At 41.4% G+C, this 26,278-nt stretch carries 24 protein-coding genes; 10 read left to right on the top strand and 14 right to left on the bottom strand.

Annotated elements, in window-relative coordinates; translation table 11 throughout:
• Position 1 precedes the first annotated feature (1 nt).
• Positions 2-952: a UDP-3-O-(3-hydroxymyristoyl)glucosamine N-acyltransferase gene (locus tag ACFEL9_RS16420; RefSeq protein ID WP_385892262.1), complete on the bottom strand. Its 951-nt coding sequence runs from the start codon at positions 950-952 to the stop codon at positions 2-4.
• Between the two features lie 695 nt (positions 953-1,647).
• Here ACFEL9_RS16420 and ACFEL9_RS16415 point away from each other — a divergent pair.
• From ACFEL9_RS16415 to ACFEL9_RS16400, 4 genes are all read left to right on the top strand, one after another.
• Complete coding sequence (locus tag ACFEL9_RS16415) at positions 1,648-2,523, top strand: YicC/YloC family endoribonuclease (RefSeq protein WP_385892260.1); 876 nt, start codon at positions 1,648-1,650, stop codon at positions 2,521-2,523.
• Between the two features lie 78 nt (positions 2,524-2,601).
• Positions 2,602-3,081, top strand: coding sequence for a gliding motility lipoprotein GldH (locus ACFEL9_RS16410; protein WP_385892257.1), 480 nt, complete (start codon positions 2,602-2,604; stop codon positions 3,079-3,081).
• A gap of 8 nt (positions 3,082-3,089) precedes the next feature.
• Positions 3,090-4,082 carry a sensor histidine kinase gene (locus ACFEL9_RS16405; RefSeq protein WP_385892256.1) on the top strand — a complete coding sequence of 331 codons (993 nt, stop codon included), beginning with the start codon at positions 3,090-3,092 and terminating at the stop codon, positions 4,080-4,082.
• A gap of 64 nt (positions 4,083-4,146) precedes the next feature.
• A complete protein-coding gene (locus tag ACFEL9_RS16400) occupies positions 4,147-4,854 on the top strand; it encodes a response regulator transcription factor (RefSeq protein WP_385892253.1) in 708 nt (235 codons plus the stop codon).
• A gap of 5 nt (positions 4,855-4,859) precedes the next feature.
• Here the strand turns inward: ACFEL9_RS16400 and ACFEL9_RS16395 are convergent, their stop codons facing one another.
• Together ACFEL9_RS16395 and ACFEL9_RS16390 are read right to left on the bottom strand one after the other, a co-directional pair.
• The gene (locus tag ACFEL9_RS16395) at positions 4,860-6,662 is read right to left on the bottom strand and encodes a BatD family protein (RefSeq protein WP_385892252.1); all 1,803 of its coding nucleotides are present in this window, start codon (positions 6,660-6,662) and stop codon (positions 4,860-4,862) included.
• Between the two features lie 106 nt (positions 6,663-6,768).
• Entirely contained in the window at positions 6,769-7,476 is a 708-nt protein-coding gene (locus tag ACFEL9_RS16390; protein ID WP_385892249.1) for an SDR family oxidoreductase, read from the bottom strand.
• Between the two features lie 66 nt (positions 7,477-7,542).
• Here ACFEL9_RS16390 and ACFEL9_RS16385 point away from each other — a divergent pair, with 66 nt between their 5' ends.
• Positions 7,543-8,238: a YjjG family noncanonical pyrimidine nucleotidase gene (locus tag ACFEL9_RS16385; protein ID WP_385892247.1), complete on the top strand. Its 696-nt coding sequence runs from the start codon at positions 7,543-7,545 to the stop codon at positions 8,236-8,238.
• 96 nt (positions 8,239-8,334) lie between these two features.
• Here the strand turns inward: ACFEL9_RS16385 and ACFEL9_RS16380 are convergent, their stop codons facing one another.
• From ACFEL9_RS16380 to ACFEL9_RS16370, 3 genes are all read right to left on the bottom strand, one after another.
• Positions 8,335-8,991, bottom strand: coding sequence for a phosphatidylserine decarboxylase family protein (locus tag ACFEL9_RS16380; RefSeq protein ID WP_385892244.1), 657 nt, complete (start codon positions 8,989-8,991; stop codon positions 8,335-8,337).
• 109 nt (positions 8,992-9,100) lie between these two features.
• Entirely contained in the window at positions 9,101-10,021 is a 921-nt protein-coding gene (locus tag ACFEL9_RS16375; RefSeq protein ID WP_385892241.1) for a phosphatidate cytidylyltransferase, read from the bottom strand.
• 79 nt (positions 10,022-10,100) lie between these two features.
• Entirely contained in the window at positions 10,101-11,012 is a 912-nt protein-coding gene (locus ACFEL9_RS16370) for a CPBP family glutamic-type intramembrane protease (RefSeq protein ID WP_385892239.1), read from the bottom strand.
• Between the two features lie 143 nt (positions 11,013-11,155).
• Here ACFEL9_RS16370 and dusB point away from each other — a divergent pair, with 143 nt between their 5' ends.
• The gene (gene dusB, locus ACFEL9_RS16365; protein ID WP_385892236.1) at positions 11,156-12,193 is read left to right on the top strand and encodes a tRNA dihydrouridine synthase DusB; all 1,038 of its coding nucleotides are present in this window, start codon (positions 11,156-11,158) and stop codon (positions 12,191-12,193) included.
• A gap of 111 nt (positions 12,194-12,304) precedes the next feature.
• The gene (locus ACFEL9_RS16360) at positions 12,305-14,086 is read left to right on the top strand and encodes a MutS-related protein (RefSeq protein ID WP_385892234.1); all 1,782 of its coding nucleotides are present in this window, start codon (positions 12,305-12,307) and stop codon (positions 14,084-14,086) included.
• 47 nt (positions 14,087-14,133) lie between these two features.
• On the opposite strand, the gene ACFEL9_RS16355 is transcribed toward ACFEL9_RS16360, so the two are convergent.
• The 4 genes from ACFEL9_RS16355 to ACFEL9_RS16340 form a co-directional block, all read right to left on the bottom strand.
• Positions 14,134-14,460: a DMT family transporter gene (locus tag ACFEL9_RS16355; protein ID WP_385892232.1), complete on the bottom strand. Its 327-nt coding sequence runs from the start codon at positions 14,458-14,460 to the stop codon at positions 14,134-14,136.
• An 86-nt stretch (positions 14,461-14,546) separates the two neighbouring features.
• Complete coding sequence (locus ACFEL9_RS16350) at positions 14,547-15,239, bottom strand: glutathione peroxidase (protein ID WP_385892229.1); 693 nt, start codon at positions 15,237-15,239, stop codon at positions 14,547-14,549.
• A 75-nt stretch (positions 15,240-15,314) separates the two neighbouring features.
• The gene (locus tag ACFEL9_RS16345; protein ID WP_385892226.1) at positions 15,315-16,697 is read right to left on the bottom strand and encodes an aldehyde dehydrogenase; all 1,383 of its coding nucleotides are present in this window, start codon (positions 16,695-16,697) and stop codon (positions 15,315-15,317) included.
• 435 nt (positions 16,698-17,132) lie between these two features.
• Positions 17,133-17,360: a YtxH domain-containing protein gene (locus ACFEL9_RS16340; protein WP_385892225.1), complete on the bottom strand. Its 228-nt coding sequence runs from the start codon at positions 17,358-17,360 to the stop codon at positions 17,133-17,135.
• Between the two features lie 186 nt (positions 17,361-17,546).
• Here ACFEL9_RS16340 and ACFEL9_RS16335 point away from each other — a divergent pair, with 186 nt between their 5' ends.
• The gene (locus ACFEL9_RS16335) at positions 17,547-18,005 is read left to right on the top strand and encodes a nucleoside deaminase (RefSeq protein WP_385892223.1); all 459 of its coding nucleotides are present in this window, start codon (positions 17,547-17,549) and stop codon (positions 18,003-18,005) included.
• A gap of 3 nt (positions 18,006-18,008) precedes the next feature.
• Positions 18,009-18,320: a DUF6958 family protein gene (locus tag ACFEL9_RS16330; protein ID WP_385892220.1), complete on the top strand. Its 312-nt coding sequence runs from the start codon at positions 18,009-18,011 to the stop codon at positions 18,318-18,320.
• A gap of 47 nt (positions 18,321-18,367) precedes the next feature.
• On the opposite strand, the gene ACFEL9_RS16325 is transcribed toward ACFEL9_RS16330, so the two are convergent.
• Together ACFEL9_RS16325 and ACFEL9_RS16320 are read right to left on the bottom strand one after the other, a co-directional pair.
• On the bottom strand, positions 18,368-19,780 hold the full coding sequence (locus ACFEL9_RS16325) for a SusD/RagB family nutrient-binding outer membrane lipoprotein (protein WP_385892218.1): 1,413 nt from the start codon (positions 19,778-19,780) through the stop codon (positions 18,368-18,370).
• Between the two features lie 10 nt (positions 19,781-19,790).
• Positions 19,791-22,898 carry a SusC/RagA family TonB-linked outer membrane protein gene (locus ACFEL9_RS16320; RefSeq protein ID WP_385892215.1) on the bottom strand — a complete coding sequence of 1,036 codons (3,108 nt, stop codon included), beginning with the start codon at positions 22,896-22,898 and terminating at the stop codon, positions 19,791-19,793.
• A 252-nt stretch (positions 22,899-23,150) separates the two neighbouring features.
• On the opposite strand from ACFEL9_RS16320, the gene ACFEL9_RS16315 reads away from it, so the two are divergent.
• Positions 23,151-23,753, top strand: a complete 603-nt coding sequence (locus ACFEL9_RS16315) for a superoxide dismutase (protein ID WP_385892213.1) — start codon at positions 23,151-23,153, stop codon at positions 23,751-23,753.
• A 132-nt stretch (positions 23,754-23,885) separates the two neighbouring features.
• Here ACFEL9_RS16315 and ACFEL9_RS16310 read toward each other — a convergent pair whose 3' ends face one another.
• Complete coding sequence (locus ACFEL9_RS16310; RefSeq protein WP_385892211.1) at positions 23,886-25,202, bottom strand: Gfo/Idh/MocA family protein; 1,317 nt, start codon at positions 25,200-25,202, stop codon at positions 23,886-23,888.
• An 11-nt stretch (positions 25,203-25,213) separates the two neighbouring features.
• Positions 25,214-26,179 (bottom strand): formylglycine-generating enzyme family protein, encoded by a 966-nt coding sequence (locus tag ACFEL9_RS16305; RefSeq protein ID WP_385892208.1) that lies wholly within the window; start codon positions 26,177-26,179, stop codon positions 25,214-25,216.
• Positions 26,180-26,278: the final 99 nt, after the last annotated feature.

Genomic DNA, 26,278 nt, shown 5'->3' with positions numbered 1-26,278 from the left:
TTTATTTAGAGGGTTTCATTACTTTTTCCCAAAGTTGCGGGATACGTTTTATCCAAACGAACTCTTTCATTTTTTCCCTGGCATCTTCCACGGGTGAGCCGAAATATACTTTGCCGCCTGCAATTGAATCTTTCACCCCACTCTGTGCATATACCACCGCATCTTTTCCTATGGTTAGCGTTTTACTTACTCCCACCTGCCCCCAGAGTATCACATTATCTTCAATGGTTGTTGCGCCGGCAATGCCTACCTGAGCTGCAAACAAGCAGTTCTTACCTACTACTGTATCGTGCCCGATATGCACCAGGTTATCGATTTTGGTACCTGCTCCTATCCGGGTATCACCACTCACTCCCCTGTCAATGGTGCAACCGGCTCCTATTTCAACGCCGTTTTCTATAACCACCCTGCCACAACTCAGCATTTTTTTATAGTGAATATCACGGTTGGTTTTTTTATTGTAATAAAACGCATCACTGCCAATCACTGTTCCTGCCTGTATCACTACATCATCCCCGATCACACAATGATCCAATATCGTCACATTGGGATAGATTACACAATTTTTCCCGATTGTTACCTGATTGCCGATATAGGCATTGGGCATTATTACTGTTCCCTCACCAGCTGAATAGGAAGAACTGAGCAGCTGCATCGAGGGATTAAATGGCCGGAAATGTTTCACTATAGTTTGATATGCCTCGAAAGGTTCGGGTGTAACCAGCAAAGCCTTGCCGGAAGGAAAATCGGTTTGCTGATTGATAATTATAAAGCTGGCAGCGGAATGAATACACTTGTCATAGTACTTTGGATGATCCACAAATACCAAATCACCTTCTTCTACTTTATGTATTTCATTTATCCCGGTTGCAGAGGCACTGGTATTACCAATTAACTCTGCACCGATCAGTGCAGCAATTGTTGTAAGCGGAACGGGTTTATCAAAACGCATACAGGAATGATTTGCGCAAAGGTAAATGGTATAAACAGCCGGATTATTCCGATAGAGATCATTTTTTCTTCGGGTTTACTGAGCTCCGCAAGAAATTTTAAAAATATTTTCCGTCGTCTTTATTACAGTTTGCCGTCATTAAATTGAATTGATAACTGACTTTGTAAGAATGGATTTTCATTGACATTAAATACCATTCAGTAAAAGTTGCGCAATGAAACGCTTGCTGCATCAATGTTACAGGCGATTGAAAAAAATAAAATTCATTGGTTGAAGTAAACGATGATAAGAAGATCTTCCATCATCATCATTTAATCGGTAGTAAAAAGCTTTGTCCTTATCCACAAGCCAAAACAAAATGTGAATAAAATTCTTAATAAAAATTTTTTAGATAGTAAAAATTATATTTAATATTGTGTTGGGAAATTCGTTTCCCTGTACTTACTAACCCATCCATTATAATGATCCCTTCGAGTAATCGGAGGGATTCTTATTTACTCCCACCTCTAAAGGGGAGTAATAAGAAAATATAAACCGGGTTATTTGAATAATGCATTGTTGTTTTTCGGATAATCAAACTATTGTTGCGCAGACCACATCACAAACAAATAAGAAAAGAAAAAAGCAGATCACTACTATAGTAATATTGGTAAGCAATAATAAAATATCTTTATAGCCAATCAAAAATCCTATACATGCTGAAATCCATGACCGGCTTCGGAAGAGCCGAAAATAACGTGGGAGACAAAACCTTTCTTATCGACATCAAGTCCCTCAATGGAAAACAATTTGAATTGCAACTCCGCTTACCTGCAATCCTGAAGACTTATGAGTTTGACATTCGCCGCTTACTTTCAGAACGGTTAGGCCGGGGAAGTGTTGATTGCATCATTAGTCTTAAAGAAACGGGATCTGCCAAACCTGTAACCATTAACACCGACCTGGCAAAGGCCTATTATAAATCATTATCGGAACTCTCGGCGGATCTGGGTCTCGATCCATCGCATATACTCAGCACCCTGGTAAAATTGCCCGAAGTGATCACGCCGGGGAGCGATACATTAAGCGACACTGAATGGAATGAATTCAAAGCGATACTATTGTCTGCCATAGAAAACATCAACCAGCACAGGCTGGATGAGGGCAAGTCGCTGGAAGATGAGTTGGTGATCCGGATCAATAACATTCTCGACAACCAGCAGGAGGTCATCAAGCTGGAACCTCTCCGGCAAAAAAAGATCAGGGAGGGTATCACCAAGCTATTGGAAGAAAATGTAGGCAAAGAAAACTACGATGATAACCGGCTGGAACAGGAGCTTATCTATTACATTGAGAAAATAGACATCACGGAAGAACAGGTGAGGTTGAAAAACCATTGCGATTATTTTATTTCCCTGCTCAATGAAAATGATGAATCGAAGGGTAAGAAGCTATCATTTATTCTGCAGGAGATAGGGCGGGAAATAAATACCACCGGGTCAAAAGCCTATGATTCCGCCATTCAAAAGCTGGTGGTAATCATGAAAGATGAACTGGAAAAGGCGAAAGAGCAGGTTTTAAATGTGCTGTAAATAAAACGCTGCTGGCTTGTAGTCCCGGGCTACAGGTCTAACGGGTCGTTTCTTAATTATATTTGCAAAAAACTACTCTTGAAATTTTTTACGTCCATCAAACCTGTTCTGCTGGTTGCTCTTATCCCGCAGCTCGTAGCTGTTTCCTGCACCACCATTGACTTGTATGAAAAAAGTGTAACCATTCCCGGCCATCAATGGAAAAGCAGCTTTAAGCCGTCGTTTGATTTTACGATAAAAGACACTTCAGCGCCTTATCGCTTATTTTTCATCTTGCGCCACAATGAGAAATATAATTTCAATAATATTTTCATCAATGTGTATGTCAAAGGGCCGGGACAGGATACTGTCCAGAAAATACAACAAAACCTGGTGTTGGCCACCAATGATAAAGGCTGGCTCGGTACCGGCATGGACGATATTTATGAGCATAGAATTCCCCTTGGCCCCGATCAAAGTTTAAGAGCCGGCAATTATACATTCACGATAGAGCAGATCATGCGGGAGGATCCGCTCGAAAATGTTTTAAACGCAGGTTTGCGTATTGAAAAGAAATAAAACGATAAATGCCAGGAACCAGCCGAAAAAAAATAAGAAGGGCAACGATTATTTACTGGCTCATGCTTATTTATATTGTTGCCGCATTAGCCTGGTGGTTTATTTCACTGCAAAGCCAGAGCAATGCCCTCGCTGATTTTAAACTCAAACAATTAAACGCCACTATCGATAGCAGTTCCTCGCCGCAGCTCTACCAGGCCGAATACAACTTAATTGCCGATTTTAAAAAAAGGGAAGCTGTCAAACATGTTAGTGAAGGGCTTTTCTTTTTCGCCCTGATTGTGATAGCCGCCATGTTTGTCTTCCGAACCGTCCGGCGTCAATTCAAATTACAACAACAGCAGCAAAATTTTATGATGGCGGTAACGCATGAACTGAAAACACCCATTGCCGTCGCCCGGCTCAACCTGGAAACGATGCAGAAATATGCCCTTGACCCTGAAAAACAAAAAAGGCTTATTCATACTACACTCGAAGAGACCTCGCGACTGAATTTTCTAACCAATAATATTTTAATTTCTTCACAACTGGAAGGCGGTGGTTATCAATTTTCAAAAGAGGAACTGGACCTCTCGGATCTATTAAAAGACTGCCTCCATGATTTCAGAAACCGTTTCCCGGAAAAAGAGTTTACAGAAAATATAGAACCGGATACGGAAGTAAAAGGCGATCCGCTGCTTTTACAGATATTGATCAACAACCTTATTGAAAATGCGATCAAGTATTCGCCTAAGGAGACACCGATAAAAGCATCGCTGAAGAAAACAGATACCGTAGTGGAATTGGAAATCACCGATGAAGGGCCGGGTATTCCGGATGAAGAGAAGAAGAAAATATTTTATAAGTTCTACCGAATTGGCAGCGAAGCTACCAGGAAAACAAAAGGCACCGGCCTGGGCCTGTACCTTTGCAGCAAGATAGCTGACGATCATAATGCGGACATTTCGGTGACAAACAATACTCCCCGCGGCAGTACTTTTGTTGTCAGATTTTTTATCTGAAATGGGTTATCGCTATAAGATGAAACAACTTAAATGAGATCAGTTTATTTACAATAAAAAGGTCATGAGCCGGGAAAAAAAACCATCTATTCTTTTGGTGGAGGATGAAGAAAATCTTCATGAAGCTTTAAAACTAAACCTGGAGCTTGAAGGGTACGAGGTAACATCGGCTTTTGACGGAGCGTCTGCTCTGAATACCATTAACAACGAATATTTTGACCTGATCATCCTGGATGTAATGCTCCCGGAAATGGATGGCATTAATGTGGCTGAAACGATCCGAATCAGTAATAACGAAGTTCCCATACTTATTCTGAGTGCTAAAAACAGCAGCGCCGACAGGGTGCTGGGTTTAAAAAAAGGAGCTGATGATTATTTGACCAAACCCTTCAACCTGGAAGAGCTTCTGCTAAGGGTGCACAAACTCATTAATAAAAATAAAAAACTGCAGGACAGGTCTACTGTTGGCAATACTTATTCATTTGGTGATAACCTGATTGACTTTAAAGCCCAGGAAGCTTCCACCAAATCTGGTCAGAAGATACAATTGAGTAAAAAAGAAACCATGCTGCTCAAACTACTCATTGAAAATAAAAATGAAGTAGTGCCAAGAGAAAAAATATTACAGGCTGTTTGGGGGTATAATGTATACCCCACTACCCGTACCATCGATAATTTTATATTGAACTTCCGGAAATATTTTGAAGATGATAGCCGGAACCCCAGGTATTTCCATTCGGTAAGAGGAGTGGGCTACAAATATTCTGAGTAAAAAACTTATTGCCTTGTTCGCTGGCTTATTTTCTCTATGGATGATTGGGCTCTTTCCAGCAACTTCATTTTAGCCGTCCCGTTAGTATCTGCATTGATAAAAATATCCATCTCACATTGCTCCAAAATATCCAGCATCTCCTTTTGTTCTCCGCCTGCAATTCCCGCCTCGTTCATCGCCTGCAACAAATTTGCTTTATTGGCTTTGCTTCCTCTTAAATTGAACTGCTCGCTGAGAAAAGTCCAGACACAGTTTCGCAGACTGGTATAAAAAGTTTTGTCGTCTGCTTCAGACAAAATGAAGGCAGGTTGTAACCATTGAATAGTTGGCGCAGGTTTTGTTTCCCGCATTTCCGGCACTGGTTTGATTTTTTTCTTCTTTCTTATCCAAAAAAATAGCAAGGTTCCGAGTGCAATCAACAGGGCCAATAAACTCCATTTTTTATAGGCACCCTTTCCCGGGGAGATCAGTCTATTATTTTTTTCTTCCGCAACAAACTTTTTTTCTTTACCGGTTACACTAATACTGATCGGTTTAGTGATTAGCTTTTTGTAGCCATTGCTATCGGGATTGAAAAAAGAAAAACTGATAGCTGGCAGCTCATACCTGCCGGGTTTGGCGGATACAAACCGGAAATGAAATTCCCGCCTTCCGGTCATTGGGGAGTTTTCATGTGATAAATAATCTTTGACGATGGGTTCAAAACCTTCAATTCCTGCAGACCATTGCACAGCAGGCGGAGATAACTGGGTAAAATTTCCTTTACCGCTTATGGTGATGACGAAGTCGGCCTCTTCATTTTTTGCCAATTCACTCTTTTCTACATACGCATCAATAGAAAATTTGCCAGTGGCGCCATTGTATTCGGCAGGTTTATTCTTTGATGGCGTTGCTTTTACCGCAATAGCAATCGGTTCAGTACTCATATTATTTTCATAGACCACCGTATTTTCTTTTTCAATACTTCTTGTCTCCGGCAAAACACCTTCTACGATTTCCTGTTCCGTTTTTTTGTGCACAGCACTTTTTGAAAACTCCACTTTATTCTGCACCTCCATTGGATCAATGGTAAACAGTCCCGCCTGCAATGGATACAATTGCACTTTCCTGACAACATGAACATCGAATTTTTTCCCTCCTACTACTTCGGTCGTCATCATTTTATTGTTCAGGCTGATCATATCCTGCACCGTAAATCCATAAAATCCCGGGTTCTTAACGATGTCTGATTTGGATTCCAGTCTTGAATACAACTTGAAAATAGCAGTGACCGGCTCGCCAACATAGCAGGCCCTTTTGTCAACCGCCACTTTCATAAAAAGATTGTGGCGCATTTTTTCATAAGGGTCTTCCCCGGGTGCTAAGAAATAATCTTCATTAGGCTCTGCCAATTCCTGCTGCGAGCCGTGGCCACCTGCCGCAGCTTTACTCAGTACTTCGATCTCCGCATTCTGACTTTTTATATAGTTATCTCCAACTCTTGCGGCTGCGCCGGGAATAATGAACTTGCCAGGCTTTGCCGCTACAAGGGTATACACAATATTTTTTAGTTTGCTGGCGCCATCAATGCCATATGCTGATCCAACATAGACATTTGGTCCGCTGACAGACCTAAATCCTTTAAAATCCGGTGGGAAAAATTCGTCTTCTTTGTCCAGGTTTTCCAGCACATACTGCACCTGGAAAGGTTCACCCGCCACAATCGGACCCTGCGTCACAATAGTTTTAAAAACCAATTGCGCCTGTGTGCAGATATAAGGCTGCATCGACAATAAAAAAATGATTGTATGTGACAAAAATTTCCTCATCAAATCATTTACTAAAAATAAAAAACCATAAATGAGAAATAACGCAAATGGGATGAATGGAAAAGTTTTTCCTATTTTGAAAATTTTCCCCTTTAGGGGCAGGGGTTCAAAGGTCACCTAATTGCGGCCTCATCACAATATCTTCCACACATGCCTGTGGCGAAAGCAAAGCTGTTGCATAAACCATCCGGGCAATATCCTCTGCCTGCATGATCCGCTGAGGATCGATGCCGGCATCTTTCCATGAATCGGTGTAAGCTGCACCGGGGTAAACTGCCGTTACCTTTACTCCAAAAGGCTTCATTTCATGCCGCAGATTCTTAGAGAAACCTGCCAAAGCAAATTTGCTGATACTGTAAGAACCGCCATTGGGATAAGCCTGCAAGGAAGCTATCGAGCAAATATTGAAGATATGACCACTCTTCTGTTTGACCATGCCGGGTATAAACATCCGGGTGAGATGATAGGGGCCCAGCAGGTGAGCAGCTAACATTTCTTCCAACACACCGTCTTCTTCATCATACACATTACCGGGAACAAAGGGTCCTGCATTATTTACCAGGATGTCAATTCTATCCACCTGTTCCATCACCCAGTTTGCGAATTTTTTTACTTCTTCTTTTATACTTACATCGCATTGCCGGGTATAGATACTGGTGCGGGGAAAACGTCCCTGCAATTCTTTGCCTGTTGCCTGCAGCGATTCTATATTACGGGAGCATAAAAAAAAACTATGCCCTTGTTTGTCGTCTGCGAATTTTTCAGCGATTGCCTTTCCAATTCCTTTTGATGCACCGGTAATTACAATATTCATAACAATGAAGTTTGGAATACGAAGTACGAACTTTTTTTATGCAAATCGTAGTTCGTATTTTGCAAGATGAAATACAAACATCTTTTCTTCGATCTGGATCATACCCTGTGGGACTTTGAAGCTAATGCCCGACTTACTCTTGAAACCTTGTACGAAGATTTGAATTTGCAGGAAAGAGGCGTACATGATTTCACGCTGTTTTATAAAAACTACCTGGCTCATAATGATCATCTCTGGGAACATTACCGAAAAGGATTGATCAGGCAGGATGAACTGAGAATAAAAAGAATGCGGCTGGCCTTGCTTGATTTCAAAATAGCTGATGAAGAATTATCCGAAAAGATGAATGTGCAATTCCTGGACCTTTTACCCACCCGCAATATCTTATTTCCTCACACCAAAGAAATACTACAATACCTGGCTGATAAAAACTACGAGCTGCATCTCATTACGAATGGCTTTGAAACCGTGCAACACAATAAGCTAAAACATTCCGGTCTCGCAGGATTTTTTAAAGAAGTAATCACTTCCGAAGGCTCCAATAGCATAAAACCCAACAAAGAGATTTTTGAATACGCCTTTCAAAAAACGAATGCCATTCCTGCTACCAGCATTATGATCGGTGATACTATTGAAGTGGATATAGTAGGCGCTATGAATGCCGGCATCGACCAGGTCTTTGTGAATCATACCGGAATAACCACGGATTTCAAACCTACGTATACCGTGAGTTCATTAAAGGAGTTGGAAGAAATATTTTAGAAAGCTTCGAGCGATGAGCTTTGAGCTACGAGCAGAAAATTCAATTATCCGGGTCTGTGGATGGGCAAGTCTCCCTTTAGGGAGATTTAGAGGGTTCTACCATTCTGCAATCACGGTTACCCCACCCTGCGGAGTATCGCCAATCTTGACATTTATTTTAGTGCCGAGAGGCAACAAGAGATCAACTCTTGAACCAAACTTAATAAAACCCATTTCATCCGTTTGTTTCACCACCTGTCCGGCCTGTAAATAGTTCACAATTCGTTTGGCCAATGCTCCCGCAATTTGTTTTACCAAAATTTCTTTTCCATCTTTCCTATACACAACACTATGCCGTTCGTTTTCTGTAGATGATTTCGGGTGCCAGGCCACTAAATATTTTCCTTTGTGGTATTTGCTATACATGACTTCACCACTTACCGGGTTGCGGTTGACATGCACATTTAGTGGGCTCATAAAAATAGAAACCTGTATGCGGCGATCATTAAAATATTCATCAGCCTGAACCTCTTCAATGGTCACTACTTTACCATCAGCCGGGGCAACGATAGCGTTTTCATTGATCGTAGGCACTCTTTTAGGAACACGGAAAAAGGAAACCAGGAAAATAAACAACCCAACGGTGACAAGGGCAATGATGGCAGTAATAACCGGGTAGTCAAAACTTAACAGGTAAAATGAAAGCAGGTTGATCACAGCTAAAATGATGGCGCTCCAGGCTAACGTAGGATATCCTTCTTTATGGATGGTCATTAGGTTGATATTGAGCTGCAAATATAGTGAAGCCCCCTAAATCCCCCTAAAGGGAGACTTGCCACTCACAGACCGGATATTCAATAATTTTTTTGATCTTGAATTTTTCTTACTGCATGAAGAGTTTTACAAAAAACCAAACAAAAGGCGTTGCCAGCAATAGTGAATCAAATCGGTCTAAGAAACCGCCGTGCCCCGGCATGATTTGGCCGCTGTCTTTTACACCAGCCATTCGTTTTAATTTGGATTCGAGAAGATCACCGAATGTTCCGAAAATAGCTGAGATACCAGCAATTGAAAACCATACAACTTTAGGAAACCAAAAATGATACCCCGGAAAAACAATGTCTGTTGGTAAAGAACTAAACAGGAAGCCCACCGCCAGGATGCATAAAATAACGCCCCCAATTGTTCCTTCCCACGTTTTTTTTGGTGAAATTTTCGAGAGTGGACTTTTGCCAATAAAAGAACCAACAACGTAGGCCATAGTATCGTTAATCCACATTGAAACAATAATTACACATGGCAATAGAACTGGGAAATAATCAAGTGGGGGAAAGTATCCTATCCCAAAATCATAGAAAATCTTTCTTACAAAACCACTCAAATCCATCATCAATCCCCAACTCAATGATATATAAACAAGCCCCAATGCCGCAGCCCCAAATGATTTTAATTCAATCTTGTGTTTTTGAAAAATTCCTGTTAGCAATAAAATAAAGCCGGCTGCCGACACCGGCAATGAAAAATTTTCTTTCAACCCATAACCACCTATACTGTAAGCAGGCCCGCAAAACCAAAGCATCAGGCCATAACCGATCAGCATCAAACCCAGCTTTGTATAAATGTGAAAATAGGTGGTATTAATTTTTTCTACCAGTTTGAAATACTCCCACCAGCAACCAAAATGAATGACTGAAAATAATACGAGGAAACTCCAATGATTCCACAGCAACCCGCCAAGCATTATCACTACAAAAACAATTGCAGTTAACGCCCTTGTCCGGAATGTTTGCCAGTTAAACGCCATGTTGGAGTGAAAAGTTTTTGGTTCTAAGTTTTATAATTGCGGAGATCATTTTTGATAGTTTTACAGCTTCCGACTTCTGTCATCCGACCTCTGATCTCCTACTCTCCGAAACTCTTTTAAATGCAACGAACAATACAATTACCACTGGCACTGCAACAATTCCCCAAAACGTATTGGCATCCTGCTTCATCGCTTCCCGTATCGGTTTACCCTGTTGAATAGACATATATAATAAAGTAATCGCAAGCGCATTATTAATAAAATGTGCCAGTATGCTCAACCAGAGTTTACCGGAATAATAAAATAACGCACCCAATACCAATCCAAGGAAAAACCGTGACAAAAACCCATAGAATGAAAAATGCGCCAGGCTAAACAGAATGCTTACAATGATAATCGATAGCCATGGCCGGTTGGTACCACGGGTCAGGAAATTTTGCAAACCACCCCGAAACAATGTTTCTTCACACACGGCCGGCAAAAAAGCCATTACCACAAGAGCGATAAAATAATCCCAACCTGTTTTTAAGCTGACGATAGCCGACACCTGCCTGTTGTACTCATCTTCCATTTTGTCAAACTTTATCTTCCAGTTCGGCGAAAGTGGAAATTGGTTGGTGAAATAAGATAATGACGTGGCCACCAGTAAAGATGAGCCAATCAGTAACACAACAAGACCCACCTGGTTGATCGTAATACCTTGTGAAGAATAACCTAATAACCTGAATGGCCTCCTGTTAAGCAATGCAGCGGTGATAATGGTAGGAACCAGGAAACCGATGATAGCTGTCAAGCTTTGAATGATCTTCATTACGTCACTATTTGCCGGGTCGGTCATCCCCTGCTCCATCTCTGTAAAACTTTTGCCTGTAAACTGGTACCACACCTGGGCTCCGATAGTAGAAGCCAGCACAAGGCCGGCAACCGCAAATGCAATCAGCATAAAAAACCCAGCCAGGTAGGAAATGCCTTTAGAATCGTTATCATACATAGTTTTCAGCAATAAGTCTGTAAATTTGCAGGCTTCCGCCGGAAGGCGGCAGGCAAAAATAGAGGACAGTTGGCAGATGACAGTTATTAACAATGGATTTCTTTTCTAACCCATTTACTGTCAATGCCAATTTTTAAATCAGCATGGTTAAAATAGGCAACATATCACTCCCGGAATTTCCGCTTCTCCTGGCCCCAATGGAAGACGTCAGCGATCCACCATTTCGTGCCGTCTGCAAGGATAATGGCGCCGACCTGATGTACACCGAGTTTATTTCATCAGAAGGTCTGATCCGGGATGCGATCAAAAGCCGTAAAAAACTGGACATTTTTGAATATGAACGCCCGGTAGGCATCCAGATCTTTGGTGGCGATGAAGAAAGCCTGTCCCTGGCTGCCAAAATTGTTGAAGTCACTAATCCCAATCTGCTGGATATCAATTTTGGCTGCCCTGTAAAAAAAGTAGCGTTGAAAGGAGCCGGCGCCGGTGTGTTAAAGGATATCGACCTGATGGTGCGTCTAACGTCTGCCGTTGTCAAATCCACGTCACTTCCGGTTACCGTCAAAACCCGCCTGGGCTGGGATGATAATACCAGAAATATTGAAGAAGTAGCGGAAAGATTGCAGGATGTTGGCATTAAAGCGTTGGCCATTCATGGCCGTACCCGCACCCAGATGTATAAAGGTGAAGCCGATTGGACGCTGATAGGTAAAGTAAAAAATAATCCCCGCATTCAAATTCCCATTTTTGGAAATGGCGATATCGATTCACCTGAAAAAGCATTGGAATATAAAAATCGTTACGGCATCGATGGCATCATGATCGGTCGTGCAGCCATTGGTTATCCGTGGATCTTTAACGAGATCAAACATTTTATGCGGACAGGTCAGCATTTAGCTCCGCCAACCATTGAAGACAGGGTGGAAGTTTGCCGCAAGCATTTGCGCAAATCCGTAGAATGGAAAAATCATGTTGTCGGCATCAATGAAATGCGCCGGCATTATGCTAACTATTTAAAGGGATTACCCAATATCAAAGAATTTCGCAATCGCCTGGTGACATTGAAAACAGAAGAAGAAATAAATGCAGTGCTGGATGAAATAGTTACTATCTATGCCGGTTATGAATTTGAACATACGCCTATTGAACTGGTGAACTATCACGAGAAATGCCCGGTGTAATGATGGAGCGATCGGCATTGCTGTGATGAGCGCAGTCGAAGGATCATCTTCGTTGCGTCGTCCCGATATTTATCGGGATACTTCCTGTTCTTTACTCAACAAATTTGGAGAATGCCCTTACTTACTTACCAGTCTCTTTTATCAAAATACAACGCCAAAGCCAATTCATTAACCCAGCAGCTACGTTGGTTTAGCCTGCTCCGGCTGTTGTTTTTTTGTGGCTTTATTTATCTCGGTTTTAAGTCTATTCAAACCGGGGATCGCATTTTGATCATTTCGACTATTGCATCGTTGATCATCTTCCTCCTGTTTATCCGGGTATATGACAAACTTCACAGCAGTGCATCCTTCTATAAGGAACTCGCCAAATTAAACAGTAATGAAATTGATTTTTTAAAAGGCCAGCCGTCGGTTTATGCAGACGGAAAAGAATATACCGATCCGCATCATCCCTATTCTTATGATCTTGACCTGTTTGGCGAAGGCGGCTTATTTGCCTGGCTCAACAGAACCAGTACTTCCTTTGGAAAAGAAGCACTGGCGCAATCATTACTACATCCTGATACCAGGCAAATAAATGAACGACAGGAGGCAATCGAAGAGTTAACAAGCAAGTTGGACTTTCGTCAATACCTTCAGGCGCACGGTTCATTGCTCGATACAAAAGAAAAAGAATTGCAACAACTAAGAGCATGGTTAACTGCCGAACCTGGTTTTACCAATCAAACAGTTTACTGGCTGTTAATGCTTTTTCCTTTAGCCACAATTGGTTGTCTTGTATACTATTTTGCTTCAGAGCAGGAATCTGCGTTAAATACTTTTTATTACCTGTTTATCGTCAATCTTATTACTGCCGGCGTATTTGCTAAAAAAATATCGGCACACTTATCCGTATCTACTTCTGTCACCAAAATACTACAGCAGTTTGCCGGCCAGTTGCACCAGTTGGAAACGCAATCCTTCCAGTCATCTTTGTTGAAACACTTGCAACAAGGTTTGAAAATGGGCGACATCATGGCTTCCCGATCTATTGCAAGACTGGCTTCCTTGTTTAATTATCTCGAAACAATTATCAATCTCGTCGTAAGCATTTTATTGAACGGGCTTTTTCTTTTTCATATTCATGTCTTATATGCTCTGGAAAAGTGGAAGCAAAAAAATGGCAGCCACGTACTGCCGTGGCTGGAGCTTTTGGGTGAAGCAGAGGCCCTGAACAGTTTCGCTAATCTCTCTTTTAATAACAAATCATTTTGTCGTCCGCAGTTGAGCGAAAACGAGACTCTTGTAGCCATTAATATGGGACACCCGCTGATTCGCAATGAAAAAAGAATTACCAACAGCATTTCATTTGCTGAGCACCGGTTTGTGATTCTCACCGGTTCCAACATGTCGGGTAAAAGCACTTTCCTTCGCACTCTCGGTATCAACCTGGTGCTGGCAAGAGCCGGAAGCAATGTATGCGCCGATCAATTTAGCTTTTATCCATATGCCGTGCATGTAAGCATGCGTATCACTGACTCCCTGCAGGATAGTGAGTCGTTTTTCTATGCAGAATTAAAAAGATTGCATAGCATCATAGAACAATTGAATGATGGAGAAAAAACCTTTGTGATATTGGATGAAATTCTACGGGGCACCAATAGTAATGATAAACACAACGGTACCATTGGTCTCATCCGTAAATTGGTATCGGCCAATGCCTGCGGTATCATTGCTACTCATGATCTCACCGTGTCAAAACTGACGGAAGAAAATAACGGTTATATCAGTAACAAGTGCTTTGAATCGGAAATCATCAATGATGAGCTTGTCTTTGACTATAAACTAAAAGACGGTGTATGCACCAAACTCAGCGCTTCCTTTTTGATGAAGAAAATGGGAGTAATTGATTAGTCCATGGTTGATAGTCAACAGTAGCAATTGCTTGTTTTAGAAACCTACTAATGAGTTGTAACTACCTTCAGCCCGATTATTGACCCTATCAGCATCGTAATAAAAAACAACCGCCAGAAATCGGCAGGCTCTTTAAAGAAAATAATACCCATCAATACTGTACCCACAGCACCAATTCCGGTCCATACAGCATAGGCTGTACCCATGGGCAACGTTTGAGATGCTTTGAATAAAAGGAACATGCTGATAGCGAGGCAAACAAAAAAGCCAATCATCCATAATGTGGTATTGCTTCCTGTTTCTCTTGCTTTTCCCAGGCAGGTGGCAAAGCCTACCTCAAACAAACCGGCAATAATTAACAGCATCCAATTCATGCATTAAAAATTGAAAGATAAAATTGAAAGATACCGGAAACCTGCCTACCGGACAGGCAAGCTGGTAACAGGAAGCCAATCTTAAACTACTCATCAAGATTAATGGCGCTGATCACCTCCTCGCTCAAAGGCGAAACGGCGGTGTCAAAATATTTGATCAATTTTCCATCTTCATCTACCAGGTATTTGCAAAAATTCCAGGTTGGCTCCTGATCATTCCAGCCGTTCAATTCAGGGTAGGTGAGCCATTTGAAAACTTCATTTTGTTTATCGCCTTTTACCACCACGCTTTTTTTTGCTAATGGAAAGGAGACACCAAAATTCTTCTTACAAAAGGCAGCTATTTCCTGGTCGCTTCCTTTTTCCTGTTCTTTAAAGTCATTGGCCGGAAAAGCAATGACGACTAGTTTATCTTTATTATCATCGTATAATTTTTGCAGGCCCTCGTATTGATTTGTATAGCCGCAATCGCTGGCCGTATTCACCAGTAAAATCTTTTTTCCTTTAAAAGTTCCCAGTTCGAGTTCACTGCCATCATTTAAATGCACGGACAGATCATGAATAGATCTTAAGGTGGTTGTACCTTCTGAATGTTCCATCACTTTTGTTTTTTTGCCGGTTAATTTATTAAACCACATCAACGCCGGATAAACAGATTTAAACACCTTTTGCCGATAAGTCATAGTTTTTGAATTTCTGTTCACAATAGCAACGTATGCAAAAAAGATACCTGTCAACAGGAATATTACAACCAGGAATCCTTTTAGTTTACTGCGCATCTGAAAAGTTTTAAATCTATGAGTACCCAAAACCTGTTGAACCTGCTCCCGCCTGGCTTTTCTCATTGTCCATTTTTACCTGATCAATTTTTTAAATAAAGCCAATCTGCCATTAAAGGGGGGATACTTGATATTTGGATCAAACCAGGTTGGCGTTTTCATTACTGCTTTTTTATGACTAAACGTGTCAAATGAATACTTTCCATGGTAGTTACCGGTTCCACTAAAGCCTCTTCCACCGAAGGGTAGGTGATGATTGGTTAAATGCCAGCTGCTGTTGTTTACACAGCCCCCACCAAATGGAACAGACGCTAACCATTCGCTTTCCTTTTTTTTGCTGGACGTAAATACATAAAAGGCGAGTGGATTGGGATTACGACCAATAACAGTTTTCGCCTCTTCCGTGCTGGTGAATGAAATTATTGGCAACACCGGCCCGAAAATTTCCTCCTGCATTACTGCGGACGCTGATGATACTCCTGTTAAAATAGTTGGTTCAATAAAGAGTGTTTCTTTGCGGAACCTCCCGCCATGCTCAATTGTTCCCGATGACAGGTAATTGAGCACCCGGTTAAACTGCTTTCCGTTGATCATTTTGCCATAGCTGTAGCTTTCCTCAGGTTTTTCGCCGAAAAAGTTTATGATCGATGATTTCAACGCAGCTAATAATTCATCTTTCCTTGAAGCATGCACCAGCACATAATCGGGCGCCACACACATTTGGCCTGAATTAGAAAACTTGGCAACAGCGATTCTCCTGGCGGCCACCTTAATATCAGCATCGTCTTCTACCACGCAGGGACTTTTTCCGCCGAGCTCCAAAGTAACCGGTACCAGGTTTTCAGCCGCCATTTTGTAAATCATTTTTCCTACCGCGGTATTGCCGGTATAAAAAACATGATCAAATACAAAACTCTTCATCATCTGCGGAACGACGACCGACCCCTCTCCTTCCATCACTAAAACATAGGATGGTTCAAATGTTTCTTCCACTATTTTTTTGATCACAGCTGCCGTTGCAGGCGCAGATTCGCTGGGTTTTAAAACAACACAGTTACCGGCAGCCATTGCCCCAACCAATGGATTGATCAATAATTGAAAGGGATAGTTCCAGGGGCCGATAATCAGTACAACTCCCAGCGGCTCTTTCATTACTTTACTCGAAGATGGGAGGTTGACAAGGTTTGTCGCCAGTCTTTCCGGGTGCATCCAGCGTTTTAGATTTTGAAGAGCATTGTTTATTTCAGCCAACACAAAACCTATTTCTGTTACCCAACTTTCTTCGGGACTTTTTTTCAGATCTTCATATAAAGCTTTGTATAATGATTGCTCATGGTTGGTGATGGCCGTTTTAAGCTGTATCAATTGCTTTTTACGAAACGCATACGGCTTTGATGTTCCTCTTTCAAAAAATTGTCTGATACCGGCAAGCTGTTCATTAAATAATGCTGTATTCATCCATTCGGTTTAGTCAGGTCAAGTTAGGAAATTACCAGTGTTTTGTGGAAAAATGTCTACAAGATAGCAGCAGGTATATCTTCAAAAAAAGCCACGTATTCCAACCAAATGTATTTGACTGCTGACTGGATTTACCCTTAGTTCGTTTTTATAAAAAACACTAGCAGAAAGAATTAAGAAAAGGATTTCCCGTAGCAGCAAAAAAATACATACAAAGGGATGACAACCATTTTTGGTTGGCCCTAAAATTGTCCCCTTTTTATTGGTGATCCTTAACCTTTATGCATATATGCAAGTTACTGTGAGTTCCGTCTATCTCTATGATGGCAATTAATTGCCTGAATATTTCAGGCAATTATTGTACTCATACCCATTGAAAAATAATAAAGCACCTGCGGTTTCGCAGATGCTTTTATTTTTTTAAAAGCAGTTATATCAAATCATTTCGTTCTTATAGGAACGGGCTTCCTGCCGGGCAAAGTCTTCAACATCATCTTTCATCGAATCGAATTTATCCGTAATCGAGTCAACCAGGTCATTGAATCTGTTTTTTAAATCTCTGCCCCTGTTTGAAATTGTTTCACGGGTTTCTGATCCTTTTGCCGGGGCAAAAAGAATTCCCGTCAGTAACCCTGCGCAAAAACCAATGAGTAATTTATTCATAACGATTATTTTAAAGGTTAAAAGAATCAGTTTCTCTAATCTACCAAAATATCATGCCACGCTCCAAAAAATTGTTGCGCGGGCATTTTGTAATTTCACGCTGCTATTGGTTCCCTATTGAAAAAATTCAACTGGTAGATGCTAAATGTTTCAACAGCGAACCTTATTTGATTTACCCCGAAAATTGTGTGGTTCATCCTTTTTTATATGACGCATGAATATTTTATGATGCTGGCACTGAAGGAAGCCCGTCTGGCTTTTGAAGAAGATGAAATTCCGATTGGAGCTGTAGTAGTTTTAAACGAAAAAGTGATAGCAAGAGGTCGCAATATGACAGAAAAATTAAATGACCCTACCGCACATGCGGAAATGATTGCGCTTACTTCTGCATTTAATTCACTAGGCAGCAAGTATTTGCCCGAAGCAACTTTGTACGTAACTGTAGAGCCCTGCCTGATGTGCGCCGGCGCTATTTATTGGAGTAAGCTGGGTAAGATCGTGTATGGCGCCGATGATGAAAAAAATGGCTACAAAAAAACAACGGCTGCCAACTGGCCGTTCCATCCCAAAACAGAGTTAATTAGAGGCGTGCTTAAAGAAGACTGCGCCAAACTGATGAAAGATTTTTTTAAACCCAAAAGGTAGCTTATGGCAAAAACAACTAAACCTGCTGCAAAAAAAATAACTGTAACACATCCTGAAACAGGAACCGAACGGCAATTTGATGCCGCTGTCTATGAACCATTCAAAGCTGCCATCCTGCAAAGTTTGAAGGGAAGCAAGGGCAAAACATTTACAGAGTTGACGGATGACGTAGTATCAATCATTCGAAAAAAAATGCCTGATTTCAAACGGTCGATACCCTGGTACACGATTTCTATACGACTCGACCTGGAAACAAGGGGTGTCGTAGAGACTTTTGTTGAAAAGGGAAAGAAGCTGAACCGGCTGAAAAAATAAGGGCCGTAATTTCTTACGACCCTTAATCAACTTACTAACTATATTTTTTATTGATCCCACCAAAGTTTTTGATCAAGGCCCGAAACAGCCGGAACATTTTCCCCGTTCCTCGCCTCCTCTGTACTTGGGTATCCTACCCGCCGTACAAACGTTGAAAGTACAGCGTTAACAGGCAATGTAAAGTCCTTGTACTTATAATCGTATCGGCGGGCATCTGTCCATGACTCAGGATTCAGGAACATGGCCACATATTTTTCTTTAAAAAGAAGGTCTTTGGTAAAAGCTGCCGCCCCTACAGCCACAGCAGGGTTGGTCAGATAAGCATTTTTTTCTGCTGCCGGCACGCCGATCTTATCCATATTGGCTGCGATACCATCCAGATATGCCTGATAGGACCCGTCTTTATCTGTAGCAAATTTGGCTTCTGCTTCAATAAATTTCATTTCAGCATAAGTTAAAAGCAATAAAGGAGCTCCTGATTTAGAATAAAATCCATCTACTGAAAGATAGCTTTCTTCATCATCAGTTCCTGTGCCAATACGACCAGCCCCATTCACGGTACCACGATAATCATTGAATTTGGTAAGCGTGGCTATACGGGATAATCTCGGATCAACTACCCCATAGGTATCACCATTTAATGCATTTACAAATTGTTCGCTTAACCAACCATCCAATAAATTCACTGTATTGTTATAGGCAGCCTGGTTCCAGGGACTGCGGGCGACAAAAGTTTTCAACTGGGCATCATCACTGTTTGACGTATAAGCACTGCTTAATGCAGCTAAGATATTTGCTGGGTTATAAGCCGCTGTTTTGCTGACCCTGTTCAATAATCTTGCTTTTAAGGCATTAGCGGTTTTTATCCATGCGGACACAACACCGGAATGAATAAGGTCATTTGATGGATCGATTACAATGCCGGGGTCAGCCTTATTCAGTTGTGTTATGCCCTCATCGATAAGTTTAAGACATTCAGCGTACACATCTTCCGCTTTATCATATGATGGCTTCAAAATGTTTTTATCAAGTGCCTGGGAATATGGAACATCGCCAAATAAGTCGATCAGCAAACTCATGTTCATCGCTTCCGTAATTGCGGCTACGCCAATATGCTGATACGCATTTTTTTCTTCTGCAAGTGATTTCATTACCCGGCTATCCTGGATGATATCATACACTGATTGCCAGATACCAGGCCTGTCAACATCATCATACGTATCAGAACCTCCGGAGGCACTGGGAGAAGCGAGGTATTGCATATAATATGAGGTGAAGTCGCCCGCTCTGTAAACATTGAGACCCGTTTGATAAGTGACATTTGCCAGCAAAGCATTGATCGGTGGGTTATCTGTTTGATTGGGGTTAGACTGGTTAACATCCAGGTAGCCTTTTTTACACCCCGTATTGCTAAAGATCAAGACAGGTAATAAGGCGATATATATTATTTTCTTAAACATAGTTCAGAATTTAAAATTGAAGGTTTAAGCTGATCATAAAACTCCTGATACCCGGATAAGTAAACCCTGAAAAAGCGTCTGATGTGTTGCTGCCTGCAGGGTCAGAGCTTGATTCCGGATCAAAACCAGTGAAATCAGTTTTTAACCAAAGGTTATTCCCTGTTAATGAAACAGTAGCCGCATTTAAAACCTTTGTTTTAGAAAGAATGTTAGTAGGCACTGTATAAGCAAGAGCTAAAGACCTTAACCTTATCCATGATGCATCTTCGATAAAATTTTCGGAGGCACCCCGGTAATAATTGCGATAATAACCGTTACCATAGTTCACACCATCAGGGCCAGTAGCTTGTCCCAGGTAAACAGCTTTTGTATTTTTTGATCCATCTGCTAATACTCCATCAAATACAATTGTTTCAGTTCTGTTTTCAGTAAACTTCGCAGTACCGAAAGCAGCCATAAAATTAGCAAACTGGTTGTAGCGATGTTGTCCTTCCCGTACATCCAATAGTGCAGACAAAGAGAATTGTTTGTATGTAAAGGTTTGTGTAGTGTTAAATATCCACTTTGGAAGAGAGCTTCCTAAATAACGCTGCCGGGTGTCAATAACCGGGAACCCATTAGCACCTATAAGCAGGGGCTGGTCTTTTGCAATTGTTATTCCATCATCGGGTTTGCTTCCATAATAACGCTTATAGCTTCTGCCAAACAAAGCGCCGTAGGCATATCCGGGAGTCAATTTAGAAGTAACAGTCGAGCTAACATATCCAAACTGTGAGCCTAATACGATTTCATTTAAGCCCTCATTCAATTTTATTACTTTGTTAGTATTGGTAGAAAAGTTATAGCGCATGTCCCATGTAAAATCTTTCGTTTTTACGGGAATAGCAGAGAGAGTAATTTCCAATCCTTTATTCTCCAGCTCACCGGCATTTACCTGCGCTTGATCAAACCCAGTAGCATTTGATATTTTAGCTGGCACGATAAGATCTTTACTCTTTGCTTTGTAAGCAATCAGTTCTAATCCCAGCCTGCTTTTCAAGAAACGCAATTCAGTTCCTATTTCATAAGTGGTGGTAAACTCTGGTCTCAGGTTCGGATTTCCCAGTGTGTTTACTTGTGTAAACGGAACAGAAGATCCAATTGGAGTACCGGGAGCAAATGCAGTTACAATACTGTAGGGATCGCCATCTTTGCCTATTTTGGCATAGGAAAGTTTTAATTTACCGTAGTCCCACCATTTAGGCAAATTGAATTGCTCAGAAAAAATATAACTCACACTTGCTGATGGATAGAAATAACTCCGGTTATCTGGCGCCAACACACTTGTTACATCATTACGTGCAGTCAGGTTTAAGAATAACAAACTTTTCCATCCGAGGGTAAGGTCTCCAAAAAAACCATAATTTCTTGCATCACTGATTAGGCTGTTAGCCAACACTTTTTTTGTGTTTTGCAGCAAAAACAAATCAGGCACAACAAGCGTGTCGCCCATTGTGCTTACTCTTCTAAGTTTTATATCCCTGAGATCATGTCCCGCTTTAAAATCAATTGAAAAAACATTATTAATCGTGTGGCTAAAATTGGCGATTGCAGTAGATGTGATTATCCTGTTTCTTAGATTGTATTCGTAAATAAACCCCATGTCATTATCGCCGAGTATCAATTCACCTACTGTGCCCTTGGGTCCGGGTGCAGTATGTGTCCTGGCATCCGAATAAAAATCATTGCCAAAACGATAAGTAAAGTTTAACCATTTAACGGGAGAATAATTAATAAACGCACTGGCAATAGTACGGTTCACATTATCAACAAAACGATTGGTCGCCAGTGTATATACCGGGTTATCATTTTCAAGGCCATAGTTTTTTTGTGTGCCATCTGGCTTTATATAATCCATGACATCCCATCTCGGGGACCAATAAATCAATTGTTCGCCATAACGGTCAGCATTTACACGGGTACCGCCTGAGTTAATGAAATTGACTGAAGCGCCTGCCTTTAGTTTTGGGCTGATAGTAAACTGTGAGTTTAGCCTCGCATTATAACTTTTATAATCGCTAAAAGGGATAACGCCATCGTGCTGGAAATAGGACATTGCTCCAGCAAGTTGTACTTTTTCTGTACCGCCGGTCAGATTAACAGTATGCCTGGTTTGATGACCCGTTCTATAACCTCTTTTAAAATTGTTGAAAATTTCATTAGGGTGTGTTGGGTCTATAGCCTTTGCATCTTCAACAGTTGGTCCCCATGACGGCCAAAAGCTTGTTTTGTCATATACACCAAGATAGCCCTGCGTAAATTTATTTTGGACATCAGGTGTTTTATTAACTTCATCAATGCTATACATTCCATTATATCCAACCTGCAATTTTCCTGCTTTGGCAGATTTTGTAGTAATAAGTATAGCGCCGTTAGCTGCCCTGATACCATACAATGCTGTAGCTGCACCGCCGCGTAAAACAGAAACGGACTCAATATCGTCAGGGTTTATGTCTGCCGCTCTGTTTGACATACCACGGGTTTCTGCACCACCAGTGGTGAATGTGCTATTATCGATTTCAACTCCGTCAACAATAAACAAAGGCTGATTATTTCTTCCTCCATCAAGCGAATTGATACCTCTTATTAAAATTCGTGCGCCCTGACCCGGTCCTCCTCCGGCACTGGATATTTGAACCCCCGCTACTTTGCCTTGTAAGGCATTCACGACATTCGACTGATGGTTTCTGTTCAACTCTTTACTATCAACCTGTTGAACAGTAAAACCAAGCGATTTTTTTTCCTTCTTTATGCCAAAGGCCGTGACGACCACCTCCGATAATGCTCCTGATTCACTAAGCTGAACATTAAAAGAGGATGCATTTCCAACAGCAAATTCCTGCGTATTAAATCCCGCAGAGGAAACAACCAGAATTACATCTGAACCCGAAACCGTGAGGTTGTAAATACCGTTTTCATTAGCTGTAGTGCTTGATGAAGTGCCTTTCCATTCGACCGTAGCAAATGGAACAGGGTTGCCGGTATTACTTGTAATAGTTCCGGTAAGCACCCTTGTCTGGCTTAGTACACTCATTGGAACAATGAGCAGCCAACAGACTAGATTGGTTATTCTTCTCATTTGAATTAGTTTAAAGTGTGCAGTGATTTAATAGCAGACAAGAAAATTACGCAAAAAGCGGCTTCAGATTGCCGTATCTTCAGGAAAAACTGATAGAATTTTTTCAAAATACCTGATATAACCTGCAAAAAAACGCAAACAGGAAAAATTTGCGGCTATCCAAGATTATTGATGCTGAGTCAACACTAAGGCAATAAATTTGTTATCCGTTTCAAACAGATAGTCATTTTTTACAACCTTAAATCAATAGTTATGGCATTTACACTACCTGCGCTGCCTTATGCACCCGATGCATTGGAACCGCATATCGACAAACAGACGATGGAGATTCATCATGGAAAACATCACCAGGCTTATGTTGACAATCTTAATAAAGCAATTGCCGGTACAGAGCATGAAAATAAATCGATCGGGGAACTGATAGCTAATGCAGGAAAAATTTCTCCGGCTGTTCGCAACAATGGCGGCGGTCACTGGAACCACAGTTTTTTCTGGGAACTGCTTTCAGCAAAACCAGGCAAACCTTCAGGCAAGCTGGCCGATGATATCAATGCAACATTTGGTTCATTAGAAGCATTACAGGAAAAAGTAAATACAGCAGGTGTTACCCGGTTTGGATCAGGTTGGGCATGGCTGATCGTAAAAGATGGTAAACTGGAAGTAACATCAACTCCTAACCAGGATAATCCGCTGATGGATGTAGCCGAAGTAAAAGGTACACCAATCCTTGGTATTGACGTGTGGGAACATGCCTACTACTTAAAATATCAAAACAAACGCCCTGATTACCTCAAGGCGATCTGGAACGTGATCAATTGGGATAAAGTAGCAGAGCATTATAATAAGGCCAAATAATCTGAACCAGGATTTTTAGGATTTAAAGATTTATTAGAAATAGAGAAGCTTTCGGACAAACCGAAAGCTTCTTTTATTTAAAGATTTAAGGTTAATCTCATGATCAGATAATCCTATAAATCATGGTTCAGACTAAAAATATTTCGTCTTCCCAGGAACCGCGACAGGATAATAGCCATCGTCATCAGGCAATACAGGTGGTAAAGCATTCCAGTCAAATTTCTTCGGCATAATATCAATACCGGAATTGATTGCTTTATCCCATTCAATTATTTGACCGCTGTAAGTAGCCATTCTTCCCATGATAGATGTCATGGTACTTTTTGCTCCGTTTTCGGCATCTGCAAATTTGTATTCACCTTTTGCAATAGCAGCAAACAGTTCATCGTGCTCGTTTTGATATGGATTGTTTTCACCTTTTTTATCAAAACGGAACAACTCCTTTCCTTTTGGATCTTTTATCACCGCAGCATCTCCGTGTATCACACCTTTTGTACCAATCAGCATTTCGTCCACCCGGCTGGCGGTACCAGGAATATGGCGGCATTGGCTATTTAATACCGAGCCATCTGCATATACAAACTCAACATAGTGGTGGTCAAAAATTTCTCCATATTCTTTTCCTTTTCTTACCTGGCGACCACCCATGCCTTGCGCTTTTACAGGGTATGCACCTTTGAACCAGTTCATCACATCAATATTATGAATATGCTGCTCTGTGATATGATCACCGCAAAGCCAGTTGAAATAATACCAGTTACGCATCTGGTATTCCATCTCGGTTTGACCATACTGACGCTTCCTCACCCAAACACCATCATTATTCCACCATACCTGTGCCGAGGTAATATCGCCAACCAGGTTTTTTCGTTTGTATAATTCACGGTAAGAATTTTGGTAGCGGCGCTGTAATCCTACTATTACGTTCAGCTTTTTCTGTTTGGCTATTTCCGCCGCATCCAATACTCTTTTTATACCTGCAGGATCGGTAGCTACAGGTTTCTCCATGAAGACATGTTTGTTTTGTTTGATCGCCTCTTCAAAATGTATTGGCCGGAAACCGGGAGGTGTTGTCAATATGACCACATCAGCAAGCGGAATAGCTTTTAAATAAGCATCGAAACCCACAAATTTCCTTTCGGCAGGCACGTCAATTTTTGACTTCAACGAAGCGTCTTCGTTTTGTATGGTTTTTAAACATCCCTCCAGCCTGTCGCTAAAGGCATCGGCCATTGCCACCAATTTTACATTTTGCTTCGATAGCAAAGCTTGCATGGCAGCGCCTGTGCCACGACCGCCGCAACCAACTAATGCAACTTTGATAACATCATCTGAGCCCGAAAAAAAGTTGGCTTTACTAAGTAAAGGTGCGGCAAGCAATCCGCCGGCAATCAGTGAAGATTGCTTCACAAACTCTCTCCGGCTATTGTTTTGGTTATCCATGTTCATGGTTGTTGTTTTTAAAATCCAAGATATGTTTGAAAAAATGTTTCAACTTCTTCTTCGGTAGGCTGTGCTGCCGGTCTTACGATTCTGAACCCAACAAAAGGCGCATCGGCATTCCACCATTTACTTTTTGGAATTTGCGGATCCCTCCTGTTCCAAACAAGATCTGACATCAGTCTGTTGGCACTACGCAGGTCCTTTGCTTCACTGTTATAAGCACCACCTTTTACTGTTCGTGGATGTCTTGTTTCGGGCAGGCGAATAGGATCTGTAGATGTGCCCGACAATGAACTGTAATAATCCGGTTGATATTGATCCAATACCCACTCGCCTACATTTCCCAGCATATCATACAGGCCCCATGCATTTGGTTTTTTCTGGCCTACCTTATGGTATTTGTTTTCGCTGTTATTACTATACCAGGCATACTCACCTAATTTGGCAATATCGTCACCAAAGGGATAGGCAGTCGTTGAACCGGCACGGCATGCATATTCCCACTCAGCCTCTGTGGGTAAACGATAGAACACTCCGGTTTTTTTGTACAACCATTTACAATACATCAACGCACCATACTGTTGCATACTGTTAGCCGGAAATCCGCCGTCTTTTCCCATTCCTAACGTCATATCAATATACGGCGAACTGGGTCTTGTGACGGCGTCTGTTGCAATATTCTGGCTAAGGGAGGCATCCAGGAAAAACTGGTTAAACTCGTCGTAGGTTACTTCATAAGCACCCATCCAGAATGGACTAATTTTTACAGTATGCTGCGGTGTTTCATCTGCTTCTTTAGCTTTATCTTTCTCACTGCTTCCCATCACAAACGTCCCGGCAGGAATGGGAACCATTGAAAATTTCAGGGAAGAACCAGGTATGTCCTGTTCATACTTTTTAAAAGTAGTATCGGCAATGGAAGGCTGGGCTTGTAAGGAAGAGAAACCGCTTATGGCAAGCACAAACAAAATCGATTTTTTCATCGCTCCGAAGATAAAACAAGTTATCAGTTAAAATTCACAATATTCAACAGACGAAAAAAATTATACAATCGTTTGCATCCCGTTTTTTCTGTTAAATCT

This window comes from Terrimonas alba, from assembly GCF_042434975.1.
GTDB classification, from domain to species: Bacteria; Bacteroidota; Bacteroidia; order Chitinophagales; family Chitinophagaceae; genus Terrimonas_B; species Terrimonas_B alba.
The sequence above is the reverse complement of the archived record's forward strand: the minus strand, read 5'-3'. Positions and strand labels throughout refer to the sequence as shown.

Bases quoted from the DNA above. Each gene is read 5' to 3' on its own strand.
- ACFEL9_RS16420 (WP_385892262.1), bottom strand. From the start codon at position 952: ATGCGTTTTGATAAACCCGTTCCGCTTACAACAATTGCTGCACTGATC.
- ACFEL9_RS16415 (WP_385892260.1), top strand. From the start codon at position 1,648: ATGCTGAAATCCATGACCGGCTTCGGAAGAGCCGAAAATAACGTGGGA.
- ACFEL9_RS16405 (WP_385892256.1), top strand. From the start codon at position 3,090: ATGCCAGGAACCAGCCGAAAAAAAATAAGAAGGGCAACGATTATTTAC.
- ACFEL9_RS16400 (WP_385892253.1), top strand. From the start codon at position 4,147: ATGAGCCGGGAAAAAAAACCATCTATTCTTTTGGTGGAGGATGAAGAA.
- ACFEL9_RS16395 (WP_385892252.1), bottom strand. From the start codon at position 6,662: ATGAGGAAATTTTTGTCACATACAATCATTTTTTTATTGTCGATGCAG.
- ACFEL9_RS16390 (WP_385892249.1), bottom strand. From the start codon at position 7,476: ATGAATATTGTAATTACCGGTGCATCAAAAGGAATTGGAAAGGCAATC.
- ACFEL9_RS16385 (WP_385892247.1), top strand. From the start codon at position 7,543: ATGAAATACAAACATCTTTTCTTCGATCTGGATCATACCCTGTGGGAC.
- ACFEL9_RS16380 (WP_385892244.1), bottom strand. From the start codon at position 8,991: ATGACCATCCATAAAGAAGGATATCCTACGTTAGCCTGGAGCGCCATC.
- ACFEL9_RS16375 (WP_385892241.1), bottom strand. From the start codon at position 10,021: ATGGCGTTTAACTGGCAAACATTCCGGACAAGGGCGTTAACTGCAATT.
- ACFEL9_RS16370 (WP_385892239.1), bottom strand. From the start codon at position 11,012: ATGTATGATAACGATTCTAAAGGCATTTCCTACCTGGCTGGGTTTTTT.
- dusB (WP_385892236.1), top strand. From the start codon at position 11,156: ATGGTTAAAATAGGCAACATATCACTCCCGGAATTTCCGCTTCTCCTG.
- ACFEL9_RS16360 (WP_385892234.1), top strand. From the start codon at position 12,305: ATGCCCTTACTTACTTACCAGTCTCTTTTATCAAAATACAACGCCAAA.
- ACFEL9_RS16355 (WP_385892232.1), bottom strand. From the start codon at position 14,460: ATGAATTGGATGCTGTTAATTATTGCCGGTTTGTTTGAGGTAGGCTTT.
- ACFEL9_RS16350 (WP_385892229.1), bottom strand. From the start codon at position 15,239: ATGCGCAGTAAACTAAAAGGATTCCTGGTTGTAATATTCCTGTTGACA.
- ACFEL9_RS16345 (WP_385892226.1), bottom strand. From the start codon at position 16,697: ATGAATACAGCATTATTTAATGAACAGCTTGCCGGTATCAGACAATTT.
- ACFEL9_RS16340 (WP_385892225.1), bottom strand. From the start codon at position 17,360: ATGAATAAATTACTCATTGGTTTTTGCGCAGGGTTACTGACGGGAATT.
- ACFEL9_RS16330 (WP_385892220.1), top strand. From the start codon at position 18,009: ATGGCAAAAACAACTAAACCTGCTGCAAAAAAAATAACTGTAACACAT.
- ACFEL9_RS16325 (WP_385892218.1), bottom strand. From the start codon at position 19,780: ATGTTTAAGAAAATAATATATATCGCCTTATTACCTGTCTTGATCTTT.
- ACFEL9_RS16320 (WP_385892215.1), bottom strand. From the start codon at position 22,898: ATGAGAAGAATAACCAATCTAGTCTGTTGGCTGCTCATTGTTCCAATG.
- ACFEL9_RS16315 (WP_385892213.1), top strand. From the start codon at position 23,151: ATGGCATTTACACTACCTGCGCTGCCTTATGCACCCGATGCATTGGAA.
- ACFEL9_RS16310 (WP_385892211.1), bottom strand. From the start codon at position 25,202: ATGAACATGGATAACCAAAACAATAGCCGGAGAGAGTTTGTGAAGCAA.
- ACFEL9_RS16305 (WP_385892208.1), bottom strand. From the start codon at position 26,179: ATGAAAAAATCGATTTTGTTTGTGCTTGCCATAAGCGGTTTCTCTTCC.